General features: G+C 60.2%; 29 protein-coding genes and 1 pseudogene. 7 read left to right on the top strand and 23 right to left on the bottom strand.

Going from position 1 to position 23,705, the window contains the following annotated elements; all coding sequences use genetic code 11:
- Positions 1-13: 13 nt before the first annotated feature.
- The 6 genes from ACGHIZ_RS04540 to ACGHIZ_RS04515 all read right to left on the bottom strand — a co-directional run bounded on the left by ACGHIZ_RS04540 (position 14) and on the right by ACGHIZ_RS04515 (position 2,674).
- Positions 14-472, bottom strand: coding sequence for a RusA family crossover junction endodeoxyribonuclease (locus ACGHIZ_RS04540; protein WP_390449469.1), 459 nt, complete (start codon positions 470-472; stop codon positions 14-16).
- Positions 469-609 (bottom strand): hypothetical protein, encoded by a 141-nt coding sequence (locus tag ACGHIZ_RS04535; protein ID WP_390449466.1) that lies wholly within the window; start codon positions 607-609, stop codon positions 469-471. The genes ACGHIZ_RS04540 and ACGHIZ_RS04535 overlap by 4 nt, the downstream gene beginning before the upstream one ends.
- Positions 590-838 carry a hypothetical protein gene (locus tag ACGHIZ_RS04530; protein ID WP_006234222.1) on the bottom strand — a complete coding sequence of 83 codons (249 nt, stop codon included), beginning with the start codon at positions 836-838 and terminating at the stop codon, positions 590-592. Before ACGHIZ_RS04530 ends, ACGHIZ_RS04535 begins: the two co-directional genes overlap by 20 nt.
- Positions 839-1,123: 285 nt before the next feature.
- Entirely contained in the window at positions 1,124-1,336 is a 213-nt protein-coding gene (locus ACGHIZ_RS04525; protein ID WP_055309833.1) for a hypothetical protein, read from the bottom strand.
- An 11-nt stretch (positions 1,337-1,347) separates the two neighbouring features.
- Positions 1,348-2,319: a prohibitin family protein gene (locus tag ACGHIZ_RS04520; RefSeq protein WP_390449461.1), complete on the bottom strand. Its 972-nt coding sequence runs from the start codon at positions 2,317-2,319 to the stop codon at positions 1,348-1,350.
- A gap of 151 nt (positions 2,320-2,470) precedes the next feature.
- Complete coding sequence (locus tag ACGHIZ_RS04515; protein ID WP_117790573.1) at positions 2,471-2,674, bottom strand: helix-turn-helix domain-containing protein; 204 nt, start codon at positions 2,672-2,674, stop codon at positions 2,471-2,473.
- 117 nt (positions 2,675-2,791) lie between these two features.
- Between ACGHIZ_RS04515 and ACGHIZ_RS04510 the strand changes: the two are divergent.
- The 4 genes and pseudogenes from ACGHIZ_RS04510 to ACGHIZ_RS04495 all read left to right on the top strand — a co-directional run.
- Positions 2,792-2,917: pseudogene (locus tag ACGHIZ_RS04510) on the top strand (helix-turn-helix transcriptional regulator); the annotation flags it as partial.
- A 57-nt stretch (positions 2,918-2,974) separates the two neighbouring features.
- A complete protein-coding gene (locus ACGHIZ_RS04505; protein ID WP_390449866.1) occupies positions 2,975-3,424 on the top strand; it encodes a LexA family protein in 450 nt (149 codons plus the stop codon).
- An 18-nt stretch (positions 3,425-3,442) separates the two neighbouring features.
- Positions 3,443-4,732 carry a DUF4041 domain-containing protein gene (locus ACGHIZ_RS04500; RefSeq protein WP_390449458.1) on the top strand — a complete coding sequence of 430 codons (1,290 nt, stop codon included), beginning with the start codon at positions 3,443-3,445 and terminating at the stop codon, positions 4,730-4,732.
- A 387-nt stretch (positions 4,733-5,119) separates the two neighbouring features.
- Complete coding sequence (locus ACGHIZ_RS04495; RefSeq protein WP_390449455.1) at positions 5,120-6,247, top strand: hypothetical protein; 1,128 nt, start codon at positions 5,120-5,122, stop codon at positions 6,245-6,247.
- A 202-nt stretch (positions 6,248-6,449) separates the two neighbouring features.
- On the opposite strand, the gene ACGHIZ_RS04490 is transcribed toward ACGHIZ_RS04495, so the two are convergent.
- The 5 genes from ACGHIZ_RS04490 to ACGHIZ_RS04470 all read right to left on the bottom strand — a co-directional run bounded on the left by ACGHIZ_RS04490 (position 6,450) and on the right by ACGHIZ_RS04470 (position 10,228).
- On the bottom strand, positions 6,450-7,061 hold the full coding sequence (locus ACGHIZ_RS04490; RefSeq protein ID WP_390449453.1) for a pentapeptide repeat-containing protein: 612 nt from the start codon (positions 7,059-7,061) through the stop codon (positions 6,450-6,452).
- A gap of 79 nt (positions 7,062-7,140) precedes the next feature.
- Complete coding sequence (locus tag ACGHIZ_RS04485; RefSeq protein ID WP_117786659.1) at positions 7,141-7,800, bottom strand: SGNH/GDSL hydrolase family protein; 660 nt, start codon at positions 7,798-7,800, stop codon at positions 7,141-7,143.
- Positions 7,801-7,877: 77 nt separating this feature from the next.
- Positions 7,878-9,008, bottom strand: coding sequence for a TIGR02452 family protein (locus tag ACGHIZ_RS04480; protein WP_390449450.1), 1,131 nt, complete (start codon positions 9,006-9,008; stop codon positions 7,878-7,880).
- Positions 9,009-9,145: 137 nt separating this feature from the next.
- Positions 9,146-9,841 carry a Bax inhibitor-1 family protein gene (locus ACGHIZ_RS04475; protein WP_390449447.1) on the bottom strand — a complete coding sequence of 232 codons (696 nt, stop codon included), beginning with the start codon at positions 9,839-9,841 and terminating at the stop codon, positions 9,146-9,148.
- Positions 9,842-9,925: 84 nt separating this feature from the next.
- On the bottom strand, positions 9,926-10,228 hold the full coding sequence (locus ACGHIZ_RS04470; protein WP_390449444.1) for a hypothetical protein: 303 nt from the start codon (positions 10,226-10,228) through the stop codon (positions 9,926-9,928).
- A 286-nt stretch (positions 10,229-10,514) separates the two neighbouring features.
- On the opposite strand from ACGHIZ_RS04470, the gene ACGHIZ_RS04465 reads away from it, so the two are divergent.
- The 3 genes from ACGHIZ_RS04465 to ACGHIZ_RS04455 all read left to right on the top strand — a co-directional run bounded on the left by ACGHIZ_RS04465 (position 10,515) and on the right by ACGHIZ_RS04455 (position 13,069).
- Positions 10,515-11,564: an inorganic phosphate transporter gene (locus ACGHIZ_RS04465; protein ID WP_055251696.1), complete on the top strand. Its 1,050-nt coding sequence runs from the start codon at positions 10,515-10,517 to the stop codon at positions 11,562-11,564.
- Between the two features lie 67 nt (positions 11,565-11,631).
- Positions 11,632-12,255, top strand: coding sequence for a DUF47 domain-containing protein (locus ACGHIZ_RS04460; RefSeq protein ID WP_055251695.1), 624 nt, complete (start codon positions 11,632-11,634; stop codon positions 12,253-12,255).
- 283 nt (positions 12,256-12,538) lie between these two features.
- Positions 12,539-13,069, top strand: a complete 531-nt coding sequence (locus ACGHIZ_RS04455) for a nitroreductase family protein (protein ID WP_390449439.1) — start codon at positions 12,539-12,541, stop codon at positions 13,067-13,069.
- Positions 13,070-13,236: 167 nt separating this feature from the next.
- On the opposite strand, the gene ACGHIZ_RS04450 is transcribed toward ACGHIZ_RS04455, so the two are convergent.
- The 12 genes from ACGHIZ_RS04450 to ACGHIZ_RS04395 all read right to left on the bottom strand — a co-directional run bounded on the left by ACGHIZ_RS04450 (position 13,237) and on the right by ACGHIZ_RS04395 (position 23,504).
- Positions 13,237-13,911, bottom strand: a complete 675-nt coding sequence (locus ACGHIZ_RS04450) for a DivIVA domain-containing protein (protein ID WP_006234242.1) — start codon at positions 13,909-13,911, stop codon at positions 13,237-13,239.
- A gap of 60 nt (positions 13,912-13,971) precedes the next feature.
- Positions 13,972-14,175 (bottom strand): YggT family protein, encoded by a 204-nt coding sequence (locus ACGHIZ_RS04445; RefSeq protein WP_233540750.1) that lies wholly within the window; start codon positions 14,173-14,175, stop codon positions 13,972-13,974.
- Between the two features lie 99 nt (positions 14,176-14,274).
- A complete protein-coding gene (locus ACGHIZ_RS04440; RefSeq protein WP_055251691.1) occupies positions 14,275-14,997 on the bottom strand; it encodes a cell division protein SepF in 723 nt (240 codons plus the stop codon).
- 60 nt (positions 14,998-15,057) lie between these two features.
- Positions 15,058-15,795, bottom strand: coding sequence for a YggS family pyridoxal phosphate-dependent enzyme (locus tag ACGHIZ_RS04435; protein WP_390449434.1), 738 nt, complete (start codon positions 15,793-15,795; stop codon positions 15,058-15,060).
- 119 nt (positions 15,796-15,914) lie between these two features.
- Positions 15,915-16,772, bottom strand: coding sequence for a phosphate uptake regulator PhoU (locus ACGHIZ_RS04430; protein ID WP_390449431.1), 858 nt, complete (start codon positions 16,770-16,772; stop codon positions 15,915-15,917).
- A 92-nt stretch (positions 16,773-16,864) separates the two neighbouring features.
- Positions 16,865-17,668: a phosphate ABC transporter ATP-binding protein PstB gene (gene pstB / locus ACGHIZ_RS04425; RefSeq protein ID WP_390449428.1), complete on the bottom strand. Its 804-nt coding sequence runs from the start codon at positions 17,666-17,668 to the stop codon at positions 16,865-16,867.
- A 12-nt stretch (positions 17,669-17,680) separates the two neighbouring features.
- A complete protein-coding gene (gene pstA, locus ACGHIZ_RS04420; RefSeq protein ID WP_117798213.1) occupies positions 17,681-18,586 on the bottom strand; it encodes a phosphate ABC transporter permease PstA in 906 nt (301 codons plus the stop codon).
- Positions 18,587-18,589: 3 nt separating this feature from the next.
- Entirely contained in the window at positions 18,590-19,516 is a 927-nt protein-coding gene (gene pstC, locus ACGHIZ_RS04415; RefSeq protein WP_117776690.1) for a phosphate ABC transporter permease subunit PstC, read from the bottom strand.
- A 1-nt stretch (position 19,517) separates the two neighbouring features.
- The gene (locus ACGHIZ_RS04410) at positions 19,518-20,354 is read right to left on the bottom strand and encodes a phosphate ABC transporter substrate-binding protein (RefSeq protein WP_117803367.1); all 837 of its coding nucleotides are present in this window, start codon (positions 20,352-20,354) and stop codon (positions 19,518-19,520) included.
- Entirely contained in the window at positions 20,351-21,151 is an 801-nt protein-coding gene (locus ACGHIZ_RS04405; RefSeq protein ID WP_390449422.1) for a polyphenol oxidase family protein, read from the bottom strand. The genes ACGHIZ_RS04410 and ACGHIZ_RS04405 overlap by 4 nt, the downstream gene beginning before the upstream one ends.
- Positions 21,152-21,361: 210 nt before the next feature.
- The gene (gene ftsZ / locus ACGHIZ_RS04400) at positions 21,362-22,516 is read right to left on the bottom strand and encodes a cell division protein FtsZ (RefSeq protein ID WP_055251674.1); all 1,155 of its coding nucleotides are present in this window, start codon (positions 22,514-22,516) and stop codon (positions 21,362-21,364) included.
- Positions 22,517-22,715: 199 nt separating this feature from the next.
- Positions 22,716-23,504, bottom strand: coding sequence for a cell division protein FtsQ/DivIB (locus ACGHIZ_RS04395; RefSeq protein ID WP_231501570.1), 789 nt, complete (start codon positions 23,502-23,504; stop codon positions 22,716-22,718).
- Positions 23,505-23,705 lie beyond the last annotated feature (201 nt).

Genomic DNA, 23,705 nt, shown 5'->3' with positions numbered 1-23,705 from the left:
TATGTCTCCGTTTCTACTTTTTCTCTGCGGCTGGGTCTGCCCAGCCGCGATATACCTGTATGTCCATGTGCGGCTCAACGCCGCGCCGACGAGGCCACTTGACGACGTGGAGCTCGACCACCTGGTTGTCGTCACCCCAGACAGCCCCGTTCATCCCGTCCAGCACCAGCTTGGCTATGTTGTCCGCGTCCGGCTTGAACGTGTAAGGCTCCGACGTGATGCTCTTCGGCCTCGACTCCGGCAGCGGGCCGTACGCGTCGATGCGTACCGCGACGGGGACCCTGAACGGGAACAGCATCCCCTTGAGACCCGGGTACGCCTCCCGCATGGCCTTGAGCGCCGCGTCGCGGATGGCGGCCTCGTTGCGGATGGTCTCGGTGGGCGTGTACATCCGCGCGTGGCGTCGGTCGAGCCTGTGGCGAAGCTTGCCGGCCACGAACGGGACGGTGAACGCGAAGTTCCTTCCGATCACAGCATCGACCCCATTCCGAGCACGACGCGGATGCCATCCGCCGCGAGCAGCATCGCCCGCAGGACGTACGGCATGAGCGCGTACACCGCGAACAGGAGCGCGATGTACGCAGCGCACCTAAGCAGCCTCGATGCCATGCGTTCCCTCCTCGATCCACTGTTCCACCCATTCAGGGCGCACCATGCGCCCCACCTTGCGCCCCTCGGGCAGCTGCGAGCGCAGGCGGCCCGCCTTGCACTCGATGCGCAGCGTGTCGTATGGCACCCCCGTCACCCTCGACGCCTCGCGCAGCGTGTACATGAGCTTGTGTCTGATGCCAAGCTCGTCGGCCATCTGCTGGAACGTTTTGGCTCTGCTAGAATCCATGAGTGACCTCCTTTCAGGTCAGGGAGCCGTCCCTGCTTTCCACACTGGGCGGCTCCTTTTTTGTCTTTCCGGGGCCTCGCCCCCGGCACGGCACCGGTAGGGAACGTCCCCGCGGCTATGGTTATCGGAGAGCCGCGGGGCAACGGTGCCGCCCCGGGGATGGGGCCCGCGGGTATTGCCTGAGCGGCAATACCCGCGTTAACGCGTTACACACGCGTTAGGCTTCGGGCCATGATTCGTAGACAGCAGACATATCGCCCGAAGCACGTCCGACCAGCGGGCCCCCTACTCGTGCGGCTCGTCGACTGGGTCGAGCGGCACCCTCGCATCAGCGCCGCGATCGTCCTCGCCGGGTTCATCAACGACGCCTGCGACCTGCTTGGGCGCGTCGTTGATCTCGCGATGTTTCTCATGAAGCTCGCGGGTGTGCTCTAGCACGAACGCGACCGCGAGAACGTCGAGGAAGACCCGGACGGCCGCATGGATAAGGTTCAACATCGCCGCCGCCCCTACTTCGTGCCCACGATCGGCTGGGAGCCCTCGGGCACGACGACGAGGTTGCCGTCCTTTCCGATGCTCTTGAGCGCGTCGATGTAATGCTGCTGGAGGACCTGGTCGTTGAGCGAGTTCGCGAGGACCGCGTTCGCGTCCGCCTCGCCCTGCGCCTCGATCTTCTTTGTTTCGGCCTCGACCTTGGCCGTCTCCTGCTCGTTCTGGGCCTTCTGCTTCGCGACCTCGGCGGCCTGAGCCTCGCTGTAGCTCTTGGTGATGTTCTTCGGGTAGCGGACGTCCTGCACGCTCACCTGCTCCACCGTGAGGCCTATGCCCTTCCACTTCTCGGTGAGGGCCTTCTGGACGGCCTTGGTGAACTGGGAGCGGTCGGTGAGCATCGTCACCGTGTCGAAGCCGCCCGAGACCTCGCGGGTGACGGCGCGGACGTCGTTGGAGATGTACTTCTCCACGAAGCTCTCCTGCGTGCCGTACTCGCTGTAGAGGCTGAGCGCGGCGTCGGGGTTCAGGGAGTAGTTGACCTGGATGTCGATGTTGGCGCTGGCGCCCGACCTGTCGTTGATGGAGACCTGCTTACCCTCGTAGGAGCCGCCGTCCACCTTGTAGTCGGTGTCACCGTAGAAGTTGATGAGGTTGTTGCGGGTGTCGTAGGTCACGACGTCCTGCCAGGGGGCCTTGGCGTGGAAACCGGCCTCGGAGGTCGAGCCGGCGAGCGAGCCGCCGAGGTTGCGGATGACGCAGACCTCGCCGGTGTCCTGCGTGTAGAGGCAGGCGGCGGCGGCGATGGCGGCACCTGCCAGGATGAGGGGCAGGGCGCACGCGGGCGAGACGATGCGGGCCTCGTACTTGTTGCCCCAATAGTCCGCGGGCCTGGCGGCCTTCTCGCGCTCGGCCTCGTTATACCGCTTGATGGCGACGGCGGCGGCCACGCCGCCGAGTCCCAGACCAGCTCCGATAATCAGTTGAATCATGTCGCCCTCCCCTACAGCTCGAAGTCGGAAAAGTCGCGGGCCTCGACGGGCTCGGCCTCGACCGTGATGGCCTCGGGGACGTTCCAGCCGCCCAGCTCGATGTCGATGTAGTTCTCGTTCATGGTTCTCTCCGTTTCGTTTGCACCCTAATTTATTTAGGGTCGATTCCCAAAAAAATATTGCCGTCAATGCCGAAGTGCTTACCTAGTTTGTCTGCCATCGTGGCCGTAAGCTTGTCCGCTTGTGCATCCTCGATGGCTGTAAGCGTCGGCTCGGTAACTCCCAAAGCTGCGGCGATTTCCTTTTTCTGGAATCGCTTGGCCCCCGCTTCTCGAAACTCCTTAAGGTTCTGCATCCGTTCCTCCTTTCGTTGACCTAATCATAATCTAATTTTGGTCAAACCACAATTACTTTTTTCTTTAAACCAAAATTATTTTTGCTTAGGATAAAAGCGACCCAGTTAGGAGGCACTATGGAATTTGGTGAGAAGCTTCGGTCGCTACGCATAAAAGCAGGATTGACCCAGCTAGACATCGCCGAAAAGCTCGACGTGTCAGCAGCGGCCATCGGAGCATGGGAAAACGGTCGGGCAAAGCCTCGCCTAACCAAGTTAGGGCAGCTTGCCGAACTTCTTGGAACGAGCGCAGCCGACCTAATGGGAGAGACCCCGGAGCACGTGCGCCCCAACGGCGCCCAGTACGTGACCCTGCCCGTGCTCGTCGCCGGGCACGCAGGCGAGTTCACCGATGAATTCGGTCCCGACGAGGTCGCTGACGTGCCGATCTCAGTCCTTGAGCGCGTCAACGACCCGGACGCCTACCTCATGCGCGTGCGCGGCTCATGCATGAATCGCAGGTTTGCCGACGGCGAGAACGCACTGCTCTCCCCCAGATGCGAACCGCGCAACGGCGACGCCGTGGCGGCCGAGTACAACGGCGAGATGATCCTTAGAAGCTACTACCGCGGGGCGTCGACCCTCGTGCTGTCGCCGGACAGCTACGAGGACGGCTACACCGACATAGTGTTCGACGATCCGGAGAACGCCAGCGTGAACTTCCGTGGCGTCGTCAAGTGGCACCAGGCCAGCGAGGTCAAGAGATATTAGAGACAGAAAGGCGAACCGATGGCTTTCAGGGACATGTTCAAGGCGACCGAGTACAAGCAGCGGGTAGAGGAGCTCGAGTCCATGCTCACGCCGGAGATGGCGGACGCGGATAGGCTCAGGCGCGAGGCCGAGGACCTCAGGAAGAAAATCGAGAAGGAGAAGGCCTCGCTCGAGAAGCTGGAGAAGCAGAACGGCAAACTGGATGCCATCGTCAAGGAAAAGGAGTCCAAGTCGCGCGCCCTCGATGACGAGCTGCTGGTCGAGGAGTTCGGCCTGTACCGCCCGCGCTTCGACTTCGCCGACTCGACTCACTACAAGGACGCCCTCGACCGATGCCGCAGGAAACAGAAGGAGGCCGTCAAGAGCTTCAGTAAGGCCGCGGACAAGACGTCCTGGACGGTCAACGGCAGCGCCTCGAAGGGTAAGGCGATGGTCCGCGAAATCTCGAAGCTGCTCATGATGGCGTACAACGGCGAGTGCGACGAAATCGTGCGCAAAGTCAAGGCGACCAACGTCGAGCGCTCGCTCGAGAGAATCGAGAAGTCGGCCGCAGCCATCAACCGCAACGGCAAGACCATCGGCATATCCATCCCCGCCGCATACGTCCTCCTCAAGCAGGAGGAGGTTCAGCTGGCCTTCGAGTTCGCACAGGAGAAAGAGGAGGAGAAGGAGGCGCTGCGCGAGGCCCGCGAGCAGGAGCGCGAGGCCCGGAAGCTCGAGCGCGAGATAGCGGCCGAGCGCAAGAAGCTCGAGAAGGAGCGCTCCCAGTACCTCAAGGCGTACAAGGACATCTCGGCACGCCTGAATGATGCCGGCGACGACGAGCGCGCCGATCTCGAGGAGAAGGCCGCGGAGCTCAAGGCGAAGCTCGACGACGTGGACAGGGCAGTGTCGGATGTCGATTACCGAGAGGCGAACCAGAAGGCAGGCTTCGTATACGTAATCTCCAACATCGGCTCATTCGGTGAGGGCGTCTACAAGATCGGGATGACGAGGCGCCTTGAGCCGATGGACCGCATCCGCGAGCTCGGAGACGCGTCCGTCCCGTTCAATTTCGACGTGCACGCGCTCATCTTCTGCGATGACGCCCCGAAGCTCGAGGCGGCGCTGCACCGGGCCTTCGAGGACAGGAAGGTGAACATAGTCAACCAGCGCAGGGAGTTCTTCCGCGTGTCGCTCGATGAGATCGAGGAGGTCGTCAAGGCGAACTACGACAAGACCGTCGAGTTCCACAGCGTGCCCGACGCCGAACAGTACCGGACGAGCGAGAAGTTGCGCGAGAGGGGCATTTTCCACCCGCTCGCCTAAAGAAAAAGCCCCGGATTTCGGCCCCGAGGCTGGCCACGTCCTGAGCTGTAAGCAAAGGGCTAACTCATAAAAGCAGGAGGCGCCGCCTGGACGCCTCCTGGGGACTCCTTCACACACACGGTGGATGAGCTAATCAGATTGTCGCCCAATCGCGACGAAATGTAAACCGAACACGTTGTGGAGATTGGGGGCCGGCAAGGGTGAGACCCCATGCGTCTACATCTAGGGAGGTGATGCCCATGAAAGCGAAAAATCTCGGGACCGTAGGCTGATGCCGAGGCCCCGAGACCAAGGAGACGGCCCCTGCACTTTGGAACGTGAGACGGGGCCGAGGTCAGAACCGGGCGAAACGGAGAATAAGCCCGCGATCTGAACGGATCTGATTATATGACAAAGAAGCAGCGCCGCCGCGTCTGGGGCTCCGTGACCGAGATGAGGCGCGGCAAGAAGTACGTCCTGCGCTGGATGCAAAACACGCCGCAGGGCCGCAGGCGCAAGACCAAGACCGTGTACGGAACCTACCGCGAGGCGTGCGCGGAACTCGACCGCATCCACGTCGAGCACGCCGACGACGCGCCCGTGCCCACCATAGCCAAGGCCTACGAGACGTGGCTCGTCCCCAAGATGGCCGCACAGGTCGAGGCGGGGACGCTCGCCCCCAACACCCGCGACCTCGTGCTGCGGTCGTGGAAGAACTACGTCGGACCCCGCTGGGGCGCAATGCCCGTCGACCAGCTGCGCGCCGTCGAGCTGCAGGACTGGCTGCTGACACTGCCCGCCGCCACCGCCGACACTGCCCTGCTCACCCTGCGCAAGGTCTACGCCTGCGTCTCGACCTTCATCCGCCTGCCGCTCGACCCCTTCGCCGCCAGCATCAGGTACACCATGCCCACCCGCAAGACCCGCGAGCGCTCAAAGCGCGTCTACACCCTCGACGAGGCCCTGGACGTCCTCGTCGCACTGCGCGGCAACCCCCTGGAGCCCGCGTTCATCCTCGCGTGCTTCGGCTCCTGCCGCTCGGGCGAGTCGCTGGGCGTGCGCACCGAGGAGGTGTTGCACTGGGAGCGTAGCGGCACCGTCCTCGCCTCCGCCGACATCTGCCGCCAGATGCAGCAGTCCGGCACCGAACCGGTGGGCGCCCTCAAGACCGCCAAGTCCGCGCGCACCGTCGTGATCTTGCCGCAGGCCGCCGAGCGCCTCGTCGAGATAGCGGCGGCGCGGGCCGCCGAGGGCCGCGAGTGGCTGAGCGACCGGGGCGACGGGCTGCCCATGAACCGGAGCATCTGCAACGACCGCTGGCGGAAACTCTGCTCCGCCCGCGGCATCGAGCACATCCCGTGGTCGAACCTGCGCAACTCGTGGCGTACGATAGCGGAGGTCGAGCTTCGCCTGCCGTGGGACCTCATCGAGATGCTGATGGGCCACGCCCTCCCCGGCGTATCGGGACGGCACTATATCCGCCCCACCGCCGAGCAGGTCGTCCGCGCCGCCTTCGACGCGCTTGGGATAAGTTAGGATATTCCCCCGCAAAGCCGCAGGTAGATGGCACGCAGTTAGTTGTGGCAGTACTAAATAGCCAGTAACCTGCCAAAAAGAGACAGGCTACTTTGCACCAAAAACCGTCGCAACATTCGATGAAAATCGTGCAAACGCGAAAAATCATTGAATGTTGCGACGGTTTGATTTTAGATAGCGGTCGAGCAAAGGACCAGAGCGCCTATTCGTCGGCGAGCTGGATGCCGAGCAGGCCCGAGAGTGCCAGCGCCTGCTCGGCATTGACCGTCAGGCCACGCAACTCATGGTAATCGCCCGAAACAACGGGCGCTGCAAATGTACAGCGCGACACATCAACGCCGGAAAGCGACGTCTTGAACACATCAACACGCGTCAGGTCACAGCCATCCAGGCGTATCTGACCCAGCTTGGCACCCTGAAACGCAGCCTCTCTCAGACGTGTATCGCATGCTGTCATAGGGCCAATACGCCCCTCCGAAAGATTTGCGTAGCTCAAGTCGCACGATCCAAACGACACACTCGACAGACGCGCCCTGAGCAAGTTGAGTCCCGGTGCCGAGCAATCGACGAAGTCGCAGCGATTGAGCCAACAGCCTTCCATGTTGCAGCGGATAAAGCGGCAACCGCGAAACACCACGTCGCGAAACGTCGAGCCGCTCCAGTCAACACCATCGAACTCGCAAGACCGGAACACGACGCCATCGAAGGTCGCGCCGTTCGCAACGTCATAGGCAAGATCCAAATCTTCGAAAGCGGTATTGGAGACGAGCTCATCGCCCTCGGCAAAGAGGTCGATGAGCTCGTCCATGCCCATATGGGAGCCAAGCCGTTCGTTTACCCGGGCAAAGCCACCACAAAGGCGTCTGTCCCCTTTGTGGTGGCTTGAGGCTGCGCTACTCACCGAGCATCTCTTGGAGCTTGGCTGCCACGGCATGTCCCAAGCTCTCGTGGCTCTCGGGCATCATATGCAGGTAGTCGATATCGCCCGGCTCGGCAAACTCGGCGGCATTCAAAAAGTCGCAGCCAAACTGCTCGGCCACGTGCGCGTAGTACTCGCCAAAATGCTCCGAGGCCTCGACGGAATGCTCGTCAAAGTCGGTCATATACACATCGGCGATTTGCGGCTTGATCTTGATAGGAGCCATCAGCAGAATGCGTGGACAAGGCGCGGCGTTGGTCCACGGAAACGCGCGGACGGCGCGAATCAGCGCCATAGCGCCACGGGCGATATCGGAAGCTGTCACGTTAAAGACCGTCTTACAGTCGTTGGTGCCTAGCATGATCACAATGGCGTCCAGCGGCTTATGGGCCTCGAGCAGCATCGGTAGCGCGCGAATGCCGTTGAGGTTGGTGTCCAGATGGCACATATCGTCGCGCACCGTCGTGCGGCCGTTGAGCCCCTCCTCAATCACATGCCAACCCTCACCCAGGTCGCGCTGGGCCACACCACACCAGCGCACATCCTGCGCATAGCGCACCGCAGTGCCATCGCGCATACCAGCCGGATCATAGCCATAGGTGTTGCTGTCACCAAAGCACAGAACGTTTTTCATCTTGAGCTCCCCATTCAGTAAAAAGCCGACGGGGCGATCCCTCCCGTCGGCTTGGCATATCACATCACGCGCGCCGCTTACAGGTACTTGCGCCAGTCGTCCTCATCCTCATCATCCTCGGCGGCAGCCTGGGCCTGCTCGGCGGCACGAGCGGCTGCGGCGCGGGCGGCAACCTGGGCATAGGACTCCTCGTTGCGCTCGGGGAAGCTTGCCAACACATGCTCGAACTTGGCGAAGTCCTCATCCCAGCGCGTAGAGGGCACAGCAAAGAAGACCCGCTTGACCTTGAAGTCGCCCGATGCGAGCTCCTTGCGGAAAATCTCGGCCACGGCCTCGGCATCAAAACCGTTGTTGTCGCAGCCCCAAGCGCCCAGTACGAGCTTCTCGCGATCCAGCTCGTCGCAGATGGCGAGCACAAAGCGGATACGGTCGCGCAGCGCGTCCAGCAGCGCATCGTCGCTCACGCGGTACTCCTGGCGTGCGCGCTTGGCATTGGGCGCGGCGGCCACGATCACATCGGCATACGCATGCACGTGGTTGCGGTCAAAACGCACCGCAGGCACTACCAGCGCACGGTTGCGGTAGAGCTCGCAGTTGATATTGCGGCGACGGTTCTCGCCATACCACTTGCGCTGCTTGTCGAGCACGTTGTACAGATACGAATCGGCGCAGAGCGTAGCCTCCTGGCCCAGATAGCCCTGGATGTAGCCGCCACCCGGGTTGGTGAACGAGGCAAAGGCGAGCACTGCCATGTCGCAGAACTGCGCATAGCCACGGCCGTTGTCCAGAATGGCCTGCGTGGCGGAGGCATCAAGCACGGTGACCTCGGGCAGGGTCGGAGCGGGCTCCTCGGCAGGCGCGGACTCGGTCTCTGCGGGTTCCTCGGCAGGCGCAGACTCGTCCGTGACCTCGGCCTCGACGGACGCAACCTCAGCGGCCTCGACCTCGGCGGACTCAGACTCCTCGGCAACCGGCTCCTCGGCAGCCGCAGCCGCTTGGGCCTTGGCCTTCATCGCCGCGACAAAGCCGGCAGGCATACCGTCGAATTCGCGAACGCCGGCAAGCGAGCGCTCGATATCCTTGGCACACGCCTCGGACACAGCCGCCACGTGGCGCTCGGCGGCCTTTGCGCGAGCCTCACGCTTGGGGTTGGGCTGTCCCGCGCGGTTGGGCCTGCGGTTACGGTTCCTGTTGTCGACATCTGCCATGAGTGGTCACCTTTCCTGTCGCTGCCGCTTTCGGTTTTTCCCATCCATGATACCCCGCCATGTACAAAAAAGACGGCCCCGAAGGACCGCCTTTCGCATTGATTTACGCACGCGGCAAGCACCGCTGCAACTCGCCGCTAGTCGCGACGACCAAGGATATTCAGGATACGCAGGAACACGTTGATGATATCCACGAACAGGTTGGACGCCATGAGCACAGCGTTGGGCAGCGTGGGCGGCACCGTCGTGGCCACATAGGTGTCGTAGCCAATAAAACCGGCGAACACCACGATCACGATCAGGTCGGTAATAGACTGCGAAACACCCATAAACATCAGCACGATCTCGACCAGGATCGTGGCAAGCAGAACGCCAAAACCGATGCCGTACACGCGCTGGAAGAACTTGGGGAAGGTCACGCCCAGCGCGCCAAAGACAAAGGTGATGGCGGCGGTGGCGATAAAGGCGGTGTTGATGGTGGGCAGGTCGTAGTTGGCAAGGCCAAACGACGCGGTCAGGCCAAAGGTGCTCGCAAAGATCACGTAACCCGTGAGCGACAGGCCCACAGACTGCTTGCCCGCGGCAGCCGACATCATGACAATGCCGACGATGGTCAAAATAAACGAGCCAAAGACCAGCGGCAAAGCGGCGCCGCTCATCATCATGCGGGCAAACGCCATGGTGCTCGTAAAGTAGGCGCCGGCGCCCATGGCGCAAAAGCCCGAGAAGATCAGGGCAGATATGGCGAGATTGTACGCGCGCGGCGACATCTCCTTGGCGCGACTTGCGCCGGTCTCGACGGGGCCGTTCTGATAGCCCTGGATATCGTTCATAGTTTCGTCCTTTCAAAAAGCGCCGCGAATGACGGCGCAGCAGATGACAAGATTCCTACCATTGTAGCCGAACGCCGTGCGTCCCTACTTACGGCGCTCGCCCTCGAGGGTGCGGTCAAACGCCCAGACCCACCAACGCATCACGTGGGCCTGCGAGCCGTCCGGCCGTCCGCACGCCTGGTCCTCCAGATATAACTCGGTCGCGTGCCCGCCAAAACGCACCTTATAGGTTGCCGTACGGATGCCGTGAACCGTCAGGCCAAACCCAGTGGTCGAGACAATCTCGTCAATCGTAAAGCAACGACCGTCGACCCAGCAGACGGTGACCGGCACGACCTGTCCGCCCGCGAGGATGCGAGCCACGACGTCCACATACTGCTTGTGCACGCGCCGAGTTTTGCCATCTGTCTGTCGATATTCCATGCCTCCTATTATCGAACGCATGTTTGCATTTTGTAAAGCGAACAGGCTGTGGTTTTGGGGTGTCGGAGCGATCGCATGTGTCCGCATGGCGTGTTAGCAAAAAGAACACCCGCGGTCAACAGGGATAATATTCAATTTTAGTGCCAAAAAATTCACTGCTCCCATCAGAACTCGGTAAAGAAACCCGCAGGAGGTGATACGATTTATCATGTTTCTGTAACGTGCCTGCAAACTTCGAGAAAGCCCATATATGGACGTAACGTTCTCAACCTTCCTCGGCCAACTTGTGTCGAACCCAGTCCTTGCCGTCACCGTGATCCTCGCGCTCGGCGCCATCTTCGTCAATGGATGGACCGACGCACCCAACGCCATCGCGACCTGCGTCACTACGCGTTGCATGCCCGCCCGCGCCGCTATTCTCATGAGTGCCGCATTCAACTTCTTGGGCGTGCTCATCATGACGCACTTTAACGCGAGCGTCGCCAACACCATCTCCCATATTGTCGACTTTGGCGGAAACAGCACCATGGCGCTCGCCTGTCTGTGCGCGGCGCTGTTCTCCATCGTCGTCTACGGCGCCACAGCGTCGCGTTTTGGCATCCCCACCTCGCAAAGCCACAGCCTTATCGCCGGCCTGACCGGTGCCGCCATCGCCCTCGGCGGTGCGAGCAGCGTCAACGTCCACGAGTGGATGAAGGTCATCTACGGCCTGGCGCTCTCCATCGGTCTGGGCTTTGTCATGGGCTGGGTCCTGTGCAAGCTCGTCTCGATTCTTTTCGCCGCCGCCAACAGGCGACGTGCCAATGTCTTCTTTAAATACGCTCAGATCGCGAGCGCTGCGGCCATGAGCTTTATGCACGGCGCGCAGGATGGACAGAAGTTCATCGGCGTGCTCTTTTTAGGCGTGGCCTTTGCCAGCGGCCAGACGAGCGTCGGCGATGCCGGCATCCCCATCTGGATTATGCTGCTATGCTCGGCCACCATGGGCATCGGCACCAGCGTGGGCGGCGAGCGCATCATCAAGTCCGTTGGCCAGAGCATGGTCAAGCTCGAAAAGTACCAGGGCTTCTCCGCCGACCTGGCGGGCGCCGCGAACCTGCTGCTTGCCACCCTTACCGGCATCCCCGTGTCCTCCACGCACATCAAGACCTGCGCCATCATGGGCGTCGGTGCCGTCAAACGCCTCTCGGCCATCAACTTCGGCGTCGTCAAGGACATGATGTTCACCTGGTTCTTCACCTTCCCCGCCTGCGGACTCATCAGCTTTGTCATGGCCAAGCTGTTCATGATGTTCATCTAGTCAAACCGAACGTCCATCCGGACCGTAACACCTCGCCCACCCGTCTTCGCCTCGAAAGGACCCACTCATGGCAAAGAAACCCGATTCGTTCTACTTTGACAACTACGTCGCCTGCGCCGACCTCGCCGTCCAGGCCGCCGAGCTGCTTACCAAGATTTTCGAGAACTTCGATCCCGCGAAGATTCACGATATGCTCGACAAGATGCACGCGATCGAGCATGCGGCCGACAAGAAGCACCATGAGCTTGAGGACGCCCTGCTCACGGCCTTTATCACCCCGCTTGAGCGCGAGGACCTGGATCTGATGAGCTGCTCGCTCGACACCGTGCTCGACCGTATCGAGGGCGTCGTGCAGCGCGTCTACTTCACCAACATCCAGAGCATCCATCCCGACGCCATCGTCATCGCCCACAAGGTGACCGACGCCTGCCGCGCCATGAAGGACCTGATGGTCGAGCTGCCTAACTACCGCAAGTCCAAGACGCTGCGCGAGCTCGTCATCCAGATCAACACCATCGAGTCCGAGGCCGACGAGCTCTATATCAACGCCATGCGTAACCTGCACGTTAACGGCAAGGACCCGCTCGAGGTCATCGCTTGGCGTGACGTGTACGCCTTCCTGGAGTACTGCGCCGACTGCTGCGAGAATGTGGCCGATGTCGTGGATTCGATTGTCATGAAGAACAGTTAATTGGGGGTACGTGTCCCGGCGGCGAAGGGCCGGCCACGGTTTGCTTTCTCACTCCGGCTGCTTTGCAGAGTCGTTCGAAAGTAAACCGTGGCCGGCCCTTCGCCTTACGTACCACCATTGGGAACTTTAGCTGATAGATTTAGCGCGATGGGGGTTTGGCTGAAGGGACCTATGGTACCCGTTCGGACACTTTGGCCCTTGATGAGCGTTTGGCTGATTGCTGCTTTGGGTACTGTTTGGGTTACTTTGGGTTTGTTTGATTTTTAATTGTTGGAGGGCTTGTATGGCGTATTTGGATCTGGCTCGGGGTCGGTATTCTTGTCGTTCTTTTGAGGATCGGGCTGTGGAGCAGGCTGTGGTGGATGCCATTGTTGAGGCGGGGCGGATTGCTCCTTCTGCTTGCAATAATCATCCAACCCGTGTGATGGTGTTGGATACGCCTGAGCTTCTGGAGAAGGCTGCTGCTTGTCAGCCTCGGTTTGCTCGTGATGGGTCTATCTTTGGGGCTCCGCTTGTCTTTCTTATTTGCAGCGTTACCGATGGTGCTTGGGTACGCCCGTATGACCAGATGAATTCCAGTGAAATCGATACGTCCATCGTGTGCGATCAGATGATGATGGAGGCCACCGAGCAGGGCCTGGGAACGTGCTGGGTATGCCATTTTAAGCCTGAGGTGGCACAGGAGCAGTTCAATCTGCCCAAGGGCGTCTATCCCTATCACATGCTCGTCTGCGGATATCCTGCCGACCACATCGCCGATCCCGAGCATCGCGAGGCCCGTACCATTCCCCTCCCCAACTTCCTCCTCAAGTAGATTTTTGGGACATGCCTTAAAACCTACCCTTGACCGCTCACCCATTCGCCGAGCTCTGCGCCACTACGTGCAGAGCTCGGTTTTTTATGTTGCGCGCCCCGGTACAGTCATAAAAAAGGGCCCGCAAGCTGCGGGCCCTTTCTAGGCACTAAATTGTAGGCCGAATGTTAGTCCAAGTCGTCGGCGGCAAAGTTGTCGATCGGGGCGAAGGGATCGGCCACGGGGACAACCGGGTCAGCGACGGGCAGCGGCTCGGCGGGAACAGTCACCGCAGGAGAAGCGGCAGAACCGACCGGCGTGGAGGCCATGAGGTCGGCCGGGAAGGAGTTCTGGGCATCATCCATAAAGTGCTGGATGAGCTTGAGGTACTCGGCCTTGAACTCCTCGCGGGAAGCCTTCAGACGGTCGATTTCCTCGAGCTCGGCCTGCTTCTCGGTCAGAGCCTGGCGGATAACCTCGCGGGCCTTGGCGTCAGCCTCGTTGCGGATACGCTCAGCGTTCTCGTTGGCATCGTTGACGATGGTCTCAGCGGTCTGCTGGGCAGCGATCAGGGCAGCGGAAATCTGGCGCTCCTGAGCGGAGAAGTCAGGGGCGGGAGCAGCCACGGGGGCGGCAGGAACGGCCTGGGCGGTGGCATCCTGAGCCTGGGCAAGCTGAGCCTGTGCGTCGGCAAGCTGCTGCTCGGTAGCAGTCAGACGACCCTTAAGGTCGACAATCTTAGCGAGCATAGCGTCAACCTCGGAGGACAGCGTCTCCAAGAAGACGTCGACCTCGGCAGGATCGTAGCCACGCTTGGCCTCAGAGAAAGTCTGAGCCTGGATGTCTGCAGGGGTAATAGCCATAACAAGTCTCCTTTTTCATCGCCTCGGCGTACACGCCCGACGTAAGTTACTAAGTCAGTTCTATACGAGTATACCTATAAGAAGCTGCAGAACCAGCCTCTGCACCAACTGCAACGCAATAATCGCAACGACCGGCGAAAAATCGACACCGCCCATCGGCGGGATGAAACGACGGAACAGGCCGAGCCACGGACCGCACACGCTATCGAGCACCGCAGCAATATCCTGAAGCAAACCGCCCTGCTTCATGGGAATCCACGTCATAAAGCAGTAGACGACAATGAGCGTGGAATAGAAGTTGAACAGCGTGTTGACCAGCTGGACGATAGTGTAGATGTTGATGGGAATCTCCTCGTCTTGTCTTTACTTAAGGTAGCCGTCGGCACGAAGCTTCTTGAGATCGGAATCTTTGACCTCGCAACCGGCGGGCAGCACCATGAACACGCGGTCGCCTACCTCCTTGACCGTGGCGCCCAGACCGCAGGCAAAGCCGTAAGAGAAGTCCAAGACGCGCTTGGCAACTTCGGTGCGTACGCCCACAAAAATCAGTGCGACAGGCTGCTTGGTGCGAACGCGGCGCACCACGGTCTCCACGTCGTCATAGCTCTCGGGGCGCAGGACATAGGCCGGCAGCTGCGGCGTGGCGTTGATGATATTGCTCGCATAGGCCGAGGCATCGCTCGGTGCAGGCGCGGGTGCAGCGGCGGCACGGGCGCGGGTGTTCTCGGCGTAGCTCGACGGCGTGTCATAGGCACCAGGACGATAACCGCTCGCAACACTGTCCTGCGAGCGCGAAGGCGGGTTATACGTCGTGGCATGGCGGGAGTCATCGCCGACCAGCTGGCCGGAGCGCGTATACACGGCAACCGACTCAGCTTCACCGCGGCGCGTCTGACCAAGCAGGCCGTTGCTCGGCTCGTCTTGGGTGTAGAAGCCCTCGCCCGAAGCACCGCTGTAGCCGTTGCCCTGATAACTATCGTCATAGCCGTCATCGTAGCCGTAGTCGTCGTCCTGGCCATAACCCTGGTCGTAACCCTGCTGGCCGCCCAGGTGCATCTTATTTTTAATCTCGTCAAGGAAGCCCATGGTTGTGTCCTCTCGCGGTTTAGTGCAGGCGCCCCGATAATCAGTGCGCACTTCAGAGCCTTATTTTACTGCAAACTCCGGGCTAAATACTACCCTGCCCAGGCGAACGAGCGTAGAGCCCTCCTCAAGGGCAGGCTCAAAGTCCTCGCTCATGCCGCAGGAAAGCTCAGGCAGGTTCAAATCGGGATGCGCCGCCTCCAGCTCATCCCTCAGCTCACGAAGCCCCGCAAAGGTGCGGCGTGCCACATCCTTATTCCCCCGGGGCGCCATAGTCATAAGCCCCTGTACGCAAATTCCCTCAAGTTCCGCAAGCTCACCCGCGGCGGCGCGAATCTCATCGGGCGAAAAGCCTCCCTTCGACTCCTCACCACTCACATTGACCTCGATGAGCACACGCTGGGGGCCAGCGAGCTCGCCTGCCTCAATCTTGCGGACAGAACGGCTCGAGATCGCCTGTGCCAGATGCAGCGAACCCACCGAGTGAATCAGCTCGGCTGAGCCCAGCACCGCATTGATCTTATTGGTCTGCAGGTTGCCGATCATATCGAAGCGCACCTCGGGCAGCTCCGGATGCTCCGCCAGACCCGTGAGCTTGCGAACCAGCTCCTGCGGGCGGTTCTCGGCAAAATGGCGATACCCCGCCTGGATGGCGGCAACGGTCTCATCGACACCAACGGTCTTGGACACGGCAATGAGGCGCGCGGCGTCGTGGGGGCGGCCCGCGCGATCGAGCGCCGCATAAAAACGTTCCAGAATCTGCTCGCGGCGAGCGCGCATCAAGTCCAAATAGTTATCCATTGCCAATCGCCTCCGCTGACAGCCAAACAAGTAGTCCCATGCTAACGCAAGAGCGCGGCCCCGCATGTGCAAGGCCGCGCTCACTTAGGTATTTACAATCTTTCGACGAACGGGGCTACTTACTCCTCGTCGTCCTCGCCATCGTCCTCGTCCTCAAGATGATCGAGCAGGTAGCGAAGACCCTCGCTGACCTCGTTAGCGGGCACCTTGGCAACGTAGCGAGCGTCGACGGCGGGCCTCATGATAACACCCTCGCCCGAAGGCACGCGCATGCTCTCGAGCTCATCCTCGTCCACACGGGCGATATCGCCGGCGTTCATACGCTGACCAGTCAACAGGAAGGTCAGACGGCAAGCGGCATCGATGGAAATCGAAGCGATGCGATCGAGGTAGCGCGAAACCATGATAGCGCGGCGCAGGTCGTCATAGTTGCTGTCGTCGTCCATAAAGTCGCCCGTATCCATACGGTTAAAGGTGCGGAAGAACTTCTCGTAGGCGGCGCGCACTGGCTCGTCCTCGACGGCCAAGTTGCAGATGATGGACATGTCATTGGTGACGAGCGCAGAAAGCGAAGAGCCCAGCACCTGGTAAACAGCTTCGGCCTCGGCCTCAACCGTACCGACGAGCTCCTGGGGCAGCGAGATGTCGGCCTTGACCATGTGACGCGTGGCGCGGCAGATCTGGCGAACCTTATCGGTCATGCGCTGCAGGTTAAAGTCGACGTAGATGATCGTCTGAAGCAGGCGGAAGTCGGAGGCGACCGGTGACTGCGTGGCGATCAGGTTGTAGCAGACGGCCTCCAGGTTGGCGCAGCGCGCGTCAATCGAAAGCGTACGTTTCTTGGTCTTGGTGGCGAGCTTGCGGTCGTCGGTCACATAGGCCTTCACGGCATCGTGGAGGGCCAGATCGACGGCCTCGTAGATGCTCAGCATCTCGTGACGGGCCTCGACGAGCTGACGGGAAAACAGTTTGCGCATGGTTCACTCCAATCAGTTGGGTGCGGTCATGCCGCCCGCACAGTGAATACGCACCGGACCAGGTCCGATCGGCTTGGGACTAGTCGCACCGATCAGCCAAAGCGGCCGGTGATATAGTCTTCCGTCCGCGAGTCCACCGGGCTGGTGAAGATCGCGTCGGTTTGACCATACTCGATGAGCGTGGCGGGCTCGCCGGCAACTTCCTGCAAGAAGAATGCGGTGTAGTCGCTGATACGAGCTGCCTGCTGCATTGAATGCGTGACGATGATGATCGTCATCTCGGGCGCCAGCTCGGCCATCAGATCCTCGACCTTAGAGACGGACGTGGGGTCGATGGCGGAGCAGGGCTCGTCCATCAGGAGAACATCGGGTTGCACCGCAAGCACGCGCGCGATGCACAGACGCTGCTGCTGACCGCCCGAGAGCGCCAAACCATCCTTGTTGAGCTGATTGGATACCTCTTTCCAGAGGTTGGCGCGCTTGAGCGATTCTTCCACGATGTCATCGAGGTCGCTTTTGCTAGTCACGCCCTGCAGACGAGGGCCAAAGGCGACATTCTCGTAGATGGATTTGGGAAACGGGTTGGGCTGCTGAAAGATCATGCCCACGCGACGACGGAGATCGACCGGGTCGACGCCCTCGGCATAGATATCATTGCCGTCGAGCGTCATGGTGCCCTCGACGCGCGTACCCTCGATCAGATCATTCATGCGGTTGATGCAGCGCAAAAACGTCGACTTGCCGCAGCCCGAAGGGCCAATGAAGGAGGTGATGGCGTTTTTGGCGATGTTGAGGTCAAGCCTCGTCAGCGCATGAAAGTCACCGTACCAAAAGTTGAAATCCTTGGCCGTAATGGCCGCTTGCTCCAGCGTGGGAGCGGACTGATAAACGGACATGGGACTCCTTAACTAGCGACGCTTGCGCGACAGGAAGCGCGCAAACAGGTTGAAGGCCAGAATGATCACCATCAGCAAGAGCGCGGTGCCGTAGGCTGCGTTCATGTTGATGCCGTCGTTGGCAAGCAGGTACAGGTGAACCGTCATGGGGCGGCCGGAATCGAGCGGCGAAATAGGTAGATTGATGGCTTGGCCCATGGTGTAGAGCACCACCGCGGTCTCGCCGATGGCGCGGCCGATGGCAAGGACAATGCCGGTGGCGATGCGGCCGAAGGCAGAGGGAAGCACGATCTTGGAGACGACCTGCCACTTGGTGGCGCCCAGGCCATATGCACCCCAACGGATATAGCGTGGAACGGCGCGGATTGCCTCCTCGGTGGTGCGCATGACGATAGGCAGCATCAGAAGTGCCAGCGCCAGCGCGGCAGAGACCATCGAAAGACCTAGGCCCATGGCCTCGACAAACAAGGCATAGCCAAAGAGGCCCATAACAATGGAGGGCACCGAGGCCAGGGCATCGGCAGCATAGCGAATGATGTCGACGACCTTGCCCTGCTTGGCGTACTCGGCCAGATAGACGGCTGCCAGCACAGCAATCGGCGTGCAGATAAGCATGGCGAGCGCCGTCACATAGACGGTCGAGACGATCGTGGGCCAAATTCCGCCCTCGGCGTTGACGCCCTGGGGCCAACCGAAGATAAAGTCGAGCGAGATATGCGGCAGGCCGTTAATGACCACATAGGCAATGATAGCGACCAGCACCAGCGTGGTGATGTAGGCAGCCGCGCGGAATACGCCGAGCATGATCTTGTTGGACAGGTCCTTGTTGATGCGACCCTTCTTGCCATGGGAAAGGGCACGCTTGATGCGCTCGCGCGACGAGGTCGTATCGACCGTCGTGTCAACGGAATCGGACATAGCCTACCCCCTCTTCTTCTTGGAAATCAGACGGACGATGCCCACCAGCGTGGCGGAGATGATAAACAGGACCACGCCCATGCCGAACAGCGCCGAGCGGTGCAGACCCGAGGAATAGCTCATGTCGAGCGCGATCTGGCTCGTGAGCGTCGAGATGGGGCTCGCAATGCTGTCGGGAATAACCGGGGCGTTACCCACGACCATGAGCACGGCCATGGTCTCGCCGATGGCACGGCCCATACCCAGCACGATGGCATCCACGATACCCAGCTTGGCGGCAGGTAGCACGACCTTATAGATGGTCTGCCACTTAGTAGCACCCATGGCATACGATGCCTCGCGAATACCCATGGGAATGGAATTGAGGGCATCGATGGTGAGCGTGGTGATGGTAGGGACGATCATGATGGCAAGCACGAACCACGCCGTCAGCGCACCAAAACCAAGACCACCGGTCAGTTGCGCGATAAACGGACGGATGATGATCATGCCAAAGAAGCCATAGATGATAGAAGGGATGCCGGCCAACAGGTCAACGGCAGGGCTGATGAGCTTGCGCACGCGCTTGCTGGCGATCTCGACCAGATACACGGCCGTGCCCACGCCTAGGGGCACACCCATGGCGAGCGCACCGACGGTCACCAGACCCGAGCCGGCAAGCAGCGACACGATGCCGTAGTGGCCCTCAGAGGGCGCCCACGTAAAGCTAAAGAAGTCCGCCAGACCGATGTCGGTAAAGACGGGCAGCGCCGAGTACGTGGTAAAGACAAAAATCAGGATGACGGTAACAACCGCCAAGAACGCGCAGGCAAAGAAAATCCACTGCAGCGCCTTCTCCTTGATATAGGTGCTGCGCGATACGAGCGCCAGCTCGCGCTTCTTGGGCGCCTGAGCATTCTGCTCAGTCTGGGAGTTTTCCTGTGCTTCCATGCTACTCACTCCCCTTCTCGTCGTTGGTGACGGGAATAAAGCCCGCCTCGCGAATCTGCTTGTCCATCTTTTCGGACGTCACGTAGTCGATGTAATCCTGCGCCTGCTGCGAAGGCGCACCCTTCACAAAGAAGTAAAGGTCGCGCGAGATGGGATAGCCGCCACTCGCGACCGTCTTCTCGGACGCCTCAACATGATTGACCGAGACGGCCTTGACCGAGGTCTTGGCGTTGAGGCTATCGACGAAGCCCAGCGAAATGTAGCCGATAGCCCCGCGCGAACGAGATACCACGTCGCGCACCTGGCCCGTGCCCGAAAGAACGGCGGAGCGGCGATCGAACGGGGTACCGTCCATCACGATGGTGCGGAAAGCTTCACGCGTGCCAGACGCCTCATCTCGGTTGATAACCTGAATCCTCAGGTCCTCGCCACCGACTTCTTTCCAGTTGGTGATCTTGCCGGCATAGATATCGCGGAGCTGCTCGGTCGAGAGGTTATCGACGGGGTTGTCTTCGTTCACGATGACCGCGATACCGTCGTGGGCAATGACGATGGGAGTCAGGCCCAGATCCTGTTCGTCGGCATTGAGTCCACGGGAGGAGCTGGCGATATCGGCCGTGCCAGCGCTGACGGCTTCGATGCCAGCGGAAGAGCCCAAACCGGAAACGAGCACGTCGATGCCGGTCTCCTCCTTAAAGCCCTCTGCCGCAATTTCGGCGATAGGAAGGCAGGTCGTGGAGCCGGCCACGGTAATGGAAGAGGTAGAAGATCCCGAAGAACAGGCGCACAGCGTAAGCGTAAGCACAGCGGCGCTCAGGACCGATACGATCTTTCTCATAGCATCACGCCGATCGCAGCATGGCGCCCACAGGTGCCGTCCTCGTTACGGTAGGAATAAAAGCGGTCGTTCTGACGCACAGTCGAAAGCTGGGTATCCACGATATTATCCGCGTCCACACCGGCATCTACCAGCGCCTCACAAATGGCAGCGGAAAGATCGAGCATGCGAGAGGCACTCGCATCGATGCAAGAGAACTCGACGGCAAAGCGATCCATGAGTTCCTGGGATACCTCATATTCGTCAGCCAAGATATGGGGGCCGATATAGGCGGAAACGTCGCTCGCATCGCAGCCGGCAGCATCGCAAAGCGCCTGGCACGCCTTGGCAGAAATACGTGCAATCGTGCCCTTCCAACCGGAGTGCACCACGGCAAATCCGCCAGGGGCCACCAGCACCACGGGAACGCAGTCGGCAAAGCAGAGCAGCACGGGCACGTCATGGGACGTACAGACGATGGCATCGCAGCCCTCGGCAATCTGCTCGCGAACAGCCTCAAGATCGTCGGCGCCGTTCGAAGTCACCGTAACGATATGGTCACCATGTACCTGATTGGGCACGAGCAGATTATGCTCGCACTCAGTGGCGCCCATAGCTTCGAGCGCTCGACGACGATTTTCTTGAACAGCAAAGGGGTCATCGCCTACATGCGAGCCCAGGTTGAGCGAGGAGTACGCATCTTCAGAAACGCCACCGGTGCGCTCGGTAAAGGCAAAGCGGACATCGGATGTCGCGCCCTCCACCAACGTAACTCCATCATGGTCGACACGCGAAACGTTGTCCGCACGTGCTGCCATACTAAAGCCTCCTAATAACACAAGTACCGCGGCGTCGCCGCACAGTCCGCGTTTATACGGCTGTCATACTTCCTTAAAAGGATACCCGCAGCGGTAGGGACCAAACGTAAAGGGAACGTAAGGAGATTGGAGGCTTTCGTTTACAAACGAGAAACAAAACGGGGTGCATCCAAATGGACACGCCCCGTGCAGGTCGTTGAGAAAAACGAACTAGAAGCTACCGCGCTTCAGGAAGTCGGGAAGCTCGAACTGGTCGTTGCCAAAGTTGGGCAGCTCGGTACCACCGACGTTGCGGGTCGGAGCGGCCTGAGCCGGGCTGGCAGCCGGAGCGGTGCGCTGCGGCTCAGCGGAGGCAGCGGCCTTGCTCTGAGACTGCTGAGCAGCAAAGAGCTCATCCTGACGGTTGACGTTGGAGTCGGAGAAGCCCGTAGCGATGACGGTGATACGCACCTGATCGCCCAGGGACTCGTCGACAACGGTACCGAAGATGATGTTGGCCTCGGGGTCGACGGCGTTGGCGACAACGTCGGCGGCGTCGCTGATCTCCTGGATGCCCAGGTCCTTGGAACCGGCGATGGAGAGCAGCACGCGCGTGGCACCATCGATGGAGCTCTCGAGCAGCGGGCTGGAGATGGCCTGCTGGGCAGCGTCGACGGCACGAGTATCCCCAGAAGAGGTACCGATACCCATCATGGCGGTACCGGCCTGCTTCATGATGGTCTTAACATCGGCGAAGTCCAGGTTGATGATACCGGGGACGGTGATGAGGTCGGTGATGCCCTGGGTGCCCTGGGAAAGGACGCCATCGGCAATCGCGAAGGCCTCGAGCATGGTGGTCTTCTTCTCGGCGATGTCGAGCAGCTTATCGTTAGGAATGACGATCATGGTGTCGACGCAATCGGAGAGGGTCTTGATGCCCTCCTCGGCGCTCTTCTTACGCTTGCGGCCCTCGAAGGTGAAGGGCTTGGTCACGACGGCGACGGTCAGTGCGCCGACCTCGTTCATCGCGATATCGGCAACGATGGGAGCAGCGCCGGTACCGGTGCCGCCGCCCTCGCCGCAGGTGATAAACACCATGTCGGCGCCAGCGAGCGCCTCGGCGATGTCGTCGCGGGACTCATCGGCAGCCTTGCGGCCAACCTCGGGATTGGCGCCGGCGCCCAGGCCGCGGGTAAGGTCGGTGCCGATGTGCACCTTGATATCGGCATCAGAGATCGCGAGTGCCTGAGCATCGGTGTTGATGGCAACAAACTCGACGCCGCGGATGCCCTCTTCGATCATTCGATTGACCGCGTTGGTACCGCCGCCGCCGACGCCGACCACCTTAATGACGGCAAGGTAGTTGTTGATCTCTGTCTCGTGCATGTCGGTCCTCCGAACAAAGGTTATAGCCATAGCATGGGTCGACCCCTGCGCACATTAACCTTCAGGTTGAAAGTAAATGCAAAGGTAAACCGTATTATGTTTGCACATTATGAACGTATCAGTCAAATAATTGACCGTGAAAACCAAACAAACCAGATAAACGGCGTGGTATGGCCCCTCAACAAAGCATCAACCAGCGCTACGAGGTCGGAGCATTCCTAAATGTGTAGTTGCCCGGAGAGCGCACATTGATATACGTTACGCCCTCTACCTGCGAAAGCAACTTGGTGACTACGCGTTCCTTCTTGGCGATATCGTCCGAATCGCCCAGCGACACCTCAATGCCGTTATTGAGGTTTGCCGAGATGGCTTCGACCGAAGGCGTGGAAATATCCTTGACTTGTCCCAAGAACTCGCTCGAAAAACCACGCACATAATCCAGGCCGGCCTTAACGGCTTTGGAGTTCACCGCCTGGCCGGAAACAGGAGCGACATCCGCCGAGACATCAGTCAACAACACCGCGCCATAATGCTTGGCGAGCGCCAGCGCGGCATCGATTCCGGTCAAGGTATTTGAGCCCTGCCCTGTCGTGATGACGTTGCCCTGGTCGTCCACTTCGACCGACGTCGACAGCGGGGCGATCCAGGTGTCATCGTCTCCGATAGCCCAGGCAAGGTCGTCGGAGCTGATATACGCAATGGCGATAACTTTACGCTCCGTCGGCGTGATGATAAGCGTATGGGGAAACTGGCGTTGGACATCCACGCCCGAAACCCACGGGTTCTGCTTGAGATCCTCGGTAATCTGGTCGGGATCGACGTTAAAAAGCGACGTTCCCTCGGGCAAGTCGATCAGCTGGATAGCATCGTGCTTCGTCACATGCTCGCTGCCTTGAATCTGAATATCAGTGGCGGTAAACAATCCAGAGTTAATCACCACGATGGCAACGACGACGAGCACAGCCAAGACGGCCAGAACGCCGCCCACGATTTTGCCTTTGCCTGTAACGACAGAAGCGGCATCTGATGTTTTATTTACCATTGCCCCAAGTGAAGACAACGGGTTGACGCCTTTTTTACTCGAAGGCTTCTTAGCGGTAGCCGGCACCGATGTCAGCGAGCGCGGTTTCGATGCGCCCAGCGTACGACCTGGACGCGGCGCTTTAGTTCCCGTCGAGGGCTTAGGAGT

This window comes from Collinsella sp. i05-0019-G5 (assembly GCF_042851345.1).
Lineage (GTDB): Bacteria > Actinomycetota > Coriobacteriia > Coriobacteriales > Coriobacteriaceae > Collinsella.
Note: the sequence above shows the minus strand (reverse complement) of the source record. Positions and strands in the feature narration are given on the sequence as shown.

Bases quoted from the DNA above. Each gene is read 5' to 3' on its own strand.
- pstC (WP_117776690.1), bottom strand. From the start codon at position 19,516: ATGGAAGCACAGGAAAACTCCCAGACTGAGCAGAATGCTCAGGCGCCC.
- ACGHIZ_RS04515 (WP_117790573.1), bottom strand. From the start codon at position 2,674: ATGCAGAACCTTAAGGAGTTTCGAGAAGCGGGGGCCAAGCGATTCCAG.
- ACGHIZ_RS04405 (WP_390449422.1), bottom strand. From the start codon at position 21,151: ATGGCAGCACGTGCGGACAACGTTTCGCGTGTCGACCATGATGGAGTT.
- ACGHIZ_RS04440 (WP_055251691.1), bottom strand. From the start codon at position 14,997: ATGGGCTTCCTTGACGAGATTAAAAATAAGATGCACCTGGGCGGCCAG.
- ACGHIZ_RS04480 (WP_390449450.1), bottom strand. From the start codon at position 9,008: ATGGCAGATGTCGACAACAGGAACCGTAACCGCAGGCCCAACCGCGCG.
- ACGHIZ_RS04410 (WP_117803367.1), bottom strand. From the start codon at position 20,354: ATGAGAAAGATCGTATCGGTCCTGAGCGCCGCTGTGCTTACGCTTACG.
- pstA (WP_117798213.1), bottom strand. From the start codon at position 18,586: ATGTCCGATTCCGTTGACACGACGGTCGATACGACCTCGTCGCGCGAG.
- ACGHIZ_RS04520 (WP_390449461.1), bottom strand. From the start codon at position 2,319: ATGATTCAACTGATTATCGGAGCTGGTCTGGGACTCGGCGGCGTGGCC.
- ACGHIZ_RS04485 (WP_117786659.1), bottom strand. From the start codon at position 7,800: ATGAAAAACGTTCTGTGCTTTGGTGACAGCAACACCTATGGCTATGAT.
- ACGHIZ_RS04465 (WP_055251696.1), top strand. From the start codon at position 10,515: ATGGACGTAACGTTCTCAACCTTCCTCGGCCAACTTGTGTCGAACCCA.
- ACGHIZ_RS04500 (WP_390449458.1), top strand. From the start codon at position 3,443: ATGGCTTTCAGGGACATGTTCAAGGCGACCGAGTACAAGCAGCGGGTA.
- ACGHIZ_RS04455 (WP_390449439.1), top strand. From the start codon at position 12,539: ATGGCGTATTTGGATCTGGCTCGGGGTCGGTATTCTTGTCGTTCTTTT.
- ACGHIZ_RS04445 (WP_233540750.1), bottom strand. From the start codon at position 14,175: ATGACGTGGATTCCCATGAAGCAGGGCGGTTTGCTTCAGGATATTGCT.
- ACGHIZ_RS04490 (WP_390449453.1), bottom strand. From the start codon at position 7,061: ATGGGCATGGACGAGCTCATCGACCTCTTTGCCGAGGGCGATGAGCTC.
- ftsZ (WP_055251674.1), bottom strand. From the start codon at position 22,516: ATGCACGAGACAGAGATCAACAACTACCTTGCCGTCATTAAGGTGGTC.
- ACGHIZ_RS04475 (WP_390449447.1), bottom strand. From the start codon at position 9,841: ATGAACGATATCCAGGGCTATCAGAACGGCCCCGTCGAGACCGGCGCA.
- ACGHIZ_RS04505 (WP_390449866.1), top strand. From the start codon at position 2,975: ATGGGAGAGACCCCGGAGCACGTGCGCCCCAACGGCGCCCAGTACGTG.
- ACGHIZ_RS04450 (WP_006234242.1), bottom strand. From the start codon at position 13,911: ATGGCTATTACCCCTGCAGACATCCAGGCTCAGACTTTCTCTGAGGCC.
- pstB (WP_390449428.1), bottom strand. From the start codon at position 17,668: ATGTCCGTTTATCAGTCCGCTCCCACGCTGGAGCAAGCGGCCATTACG.
- ACGHIZ_RS04435 (WP_390449434.1), bottom strand. From the start codon at position 15,795: ATGGATAACTATTTGGACTTGATGCGCGCTCGCCGCGAGCAGATTCTG.
- ACGHIZ_RS04495 (WP_390449455.1), top strand. From the start codon at position 5,120: ATGACAAAGAAGCAGCGCCGCCGCGTCTGGGGCTCCGTGACCGAGATG.
- ACGHIZ_RS04530 (WP_006234222.1), bottom strand. From the start codon at position 838: ATGGATTCTAGCAGAGCCAAAACGTTCCAGCAGATGGCCGACGAGCTT.
- ACGHIZ_RS04535 (WP_390449466.1), bottom strand. From the start codon at position 609: ATGGCATCGAGGCTGCTTAGGTGCGCTGCGTACATCGCGCTCCTGTTC.
- ACGHIZ_RS04460 (WP_055251695.1), top strand. From the start codon at position 11,632: ATGGCAAAGAAACCCGATTCGTTCTACTTTGACAACTACGTCGCCTGC.
- ACGHIZ_RS04525 (WP_055309833.1), bottom strand. From the start codon at position 1,336: ATGTTGAACCTTATCCATGCGGCCGTCCGGGTCTTCCTCGACGTTCTC.
- ACGHIZ_RS04430 (WP_390449431.1), bottom strand. From the start codon at position 16,772: ATGCGCAAACTGTTTTCCCGTCAGCTCGTCGAGGCCCGTCACGAGATG.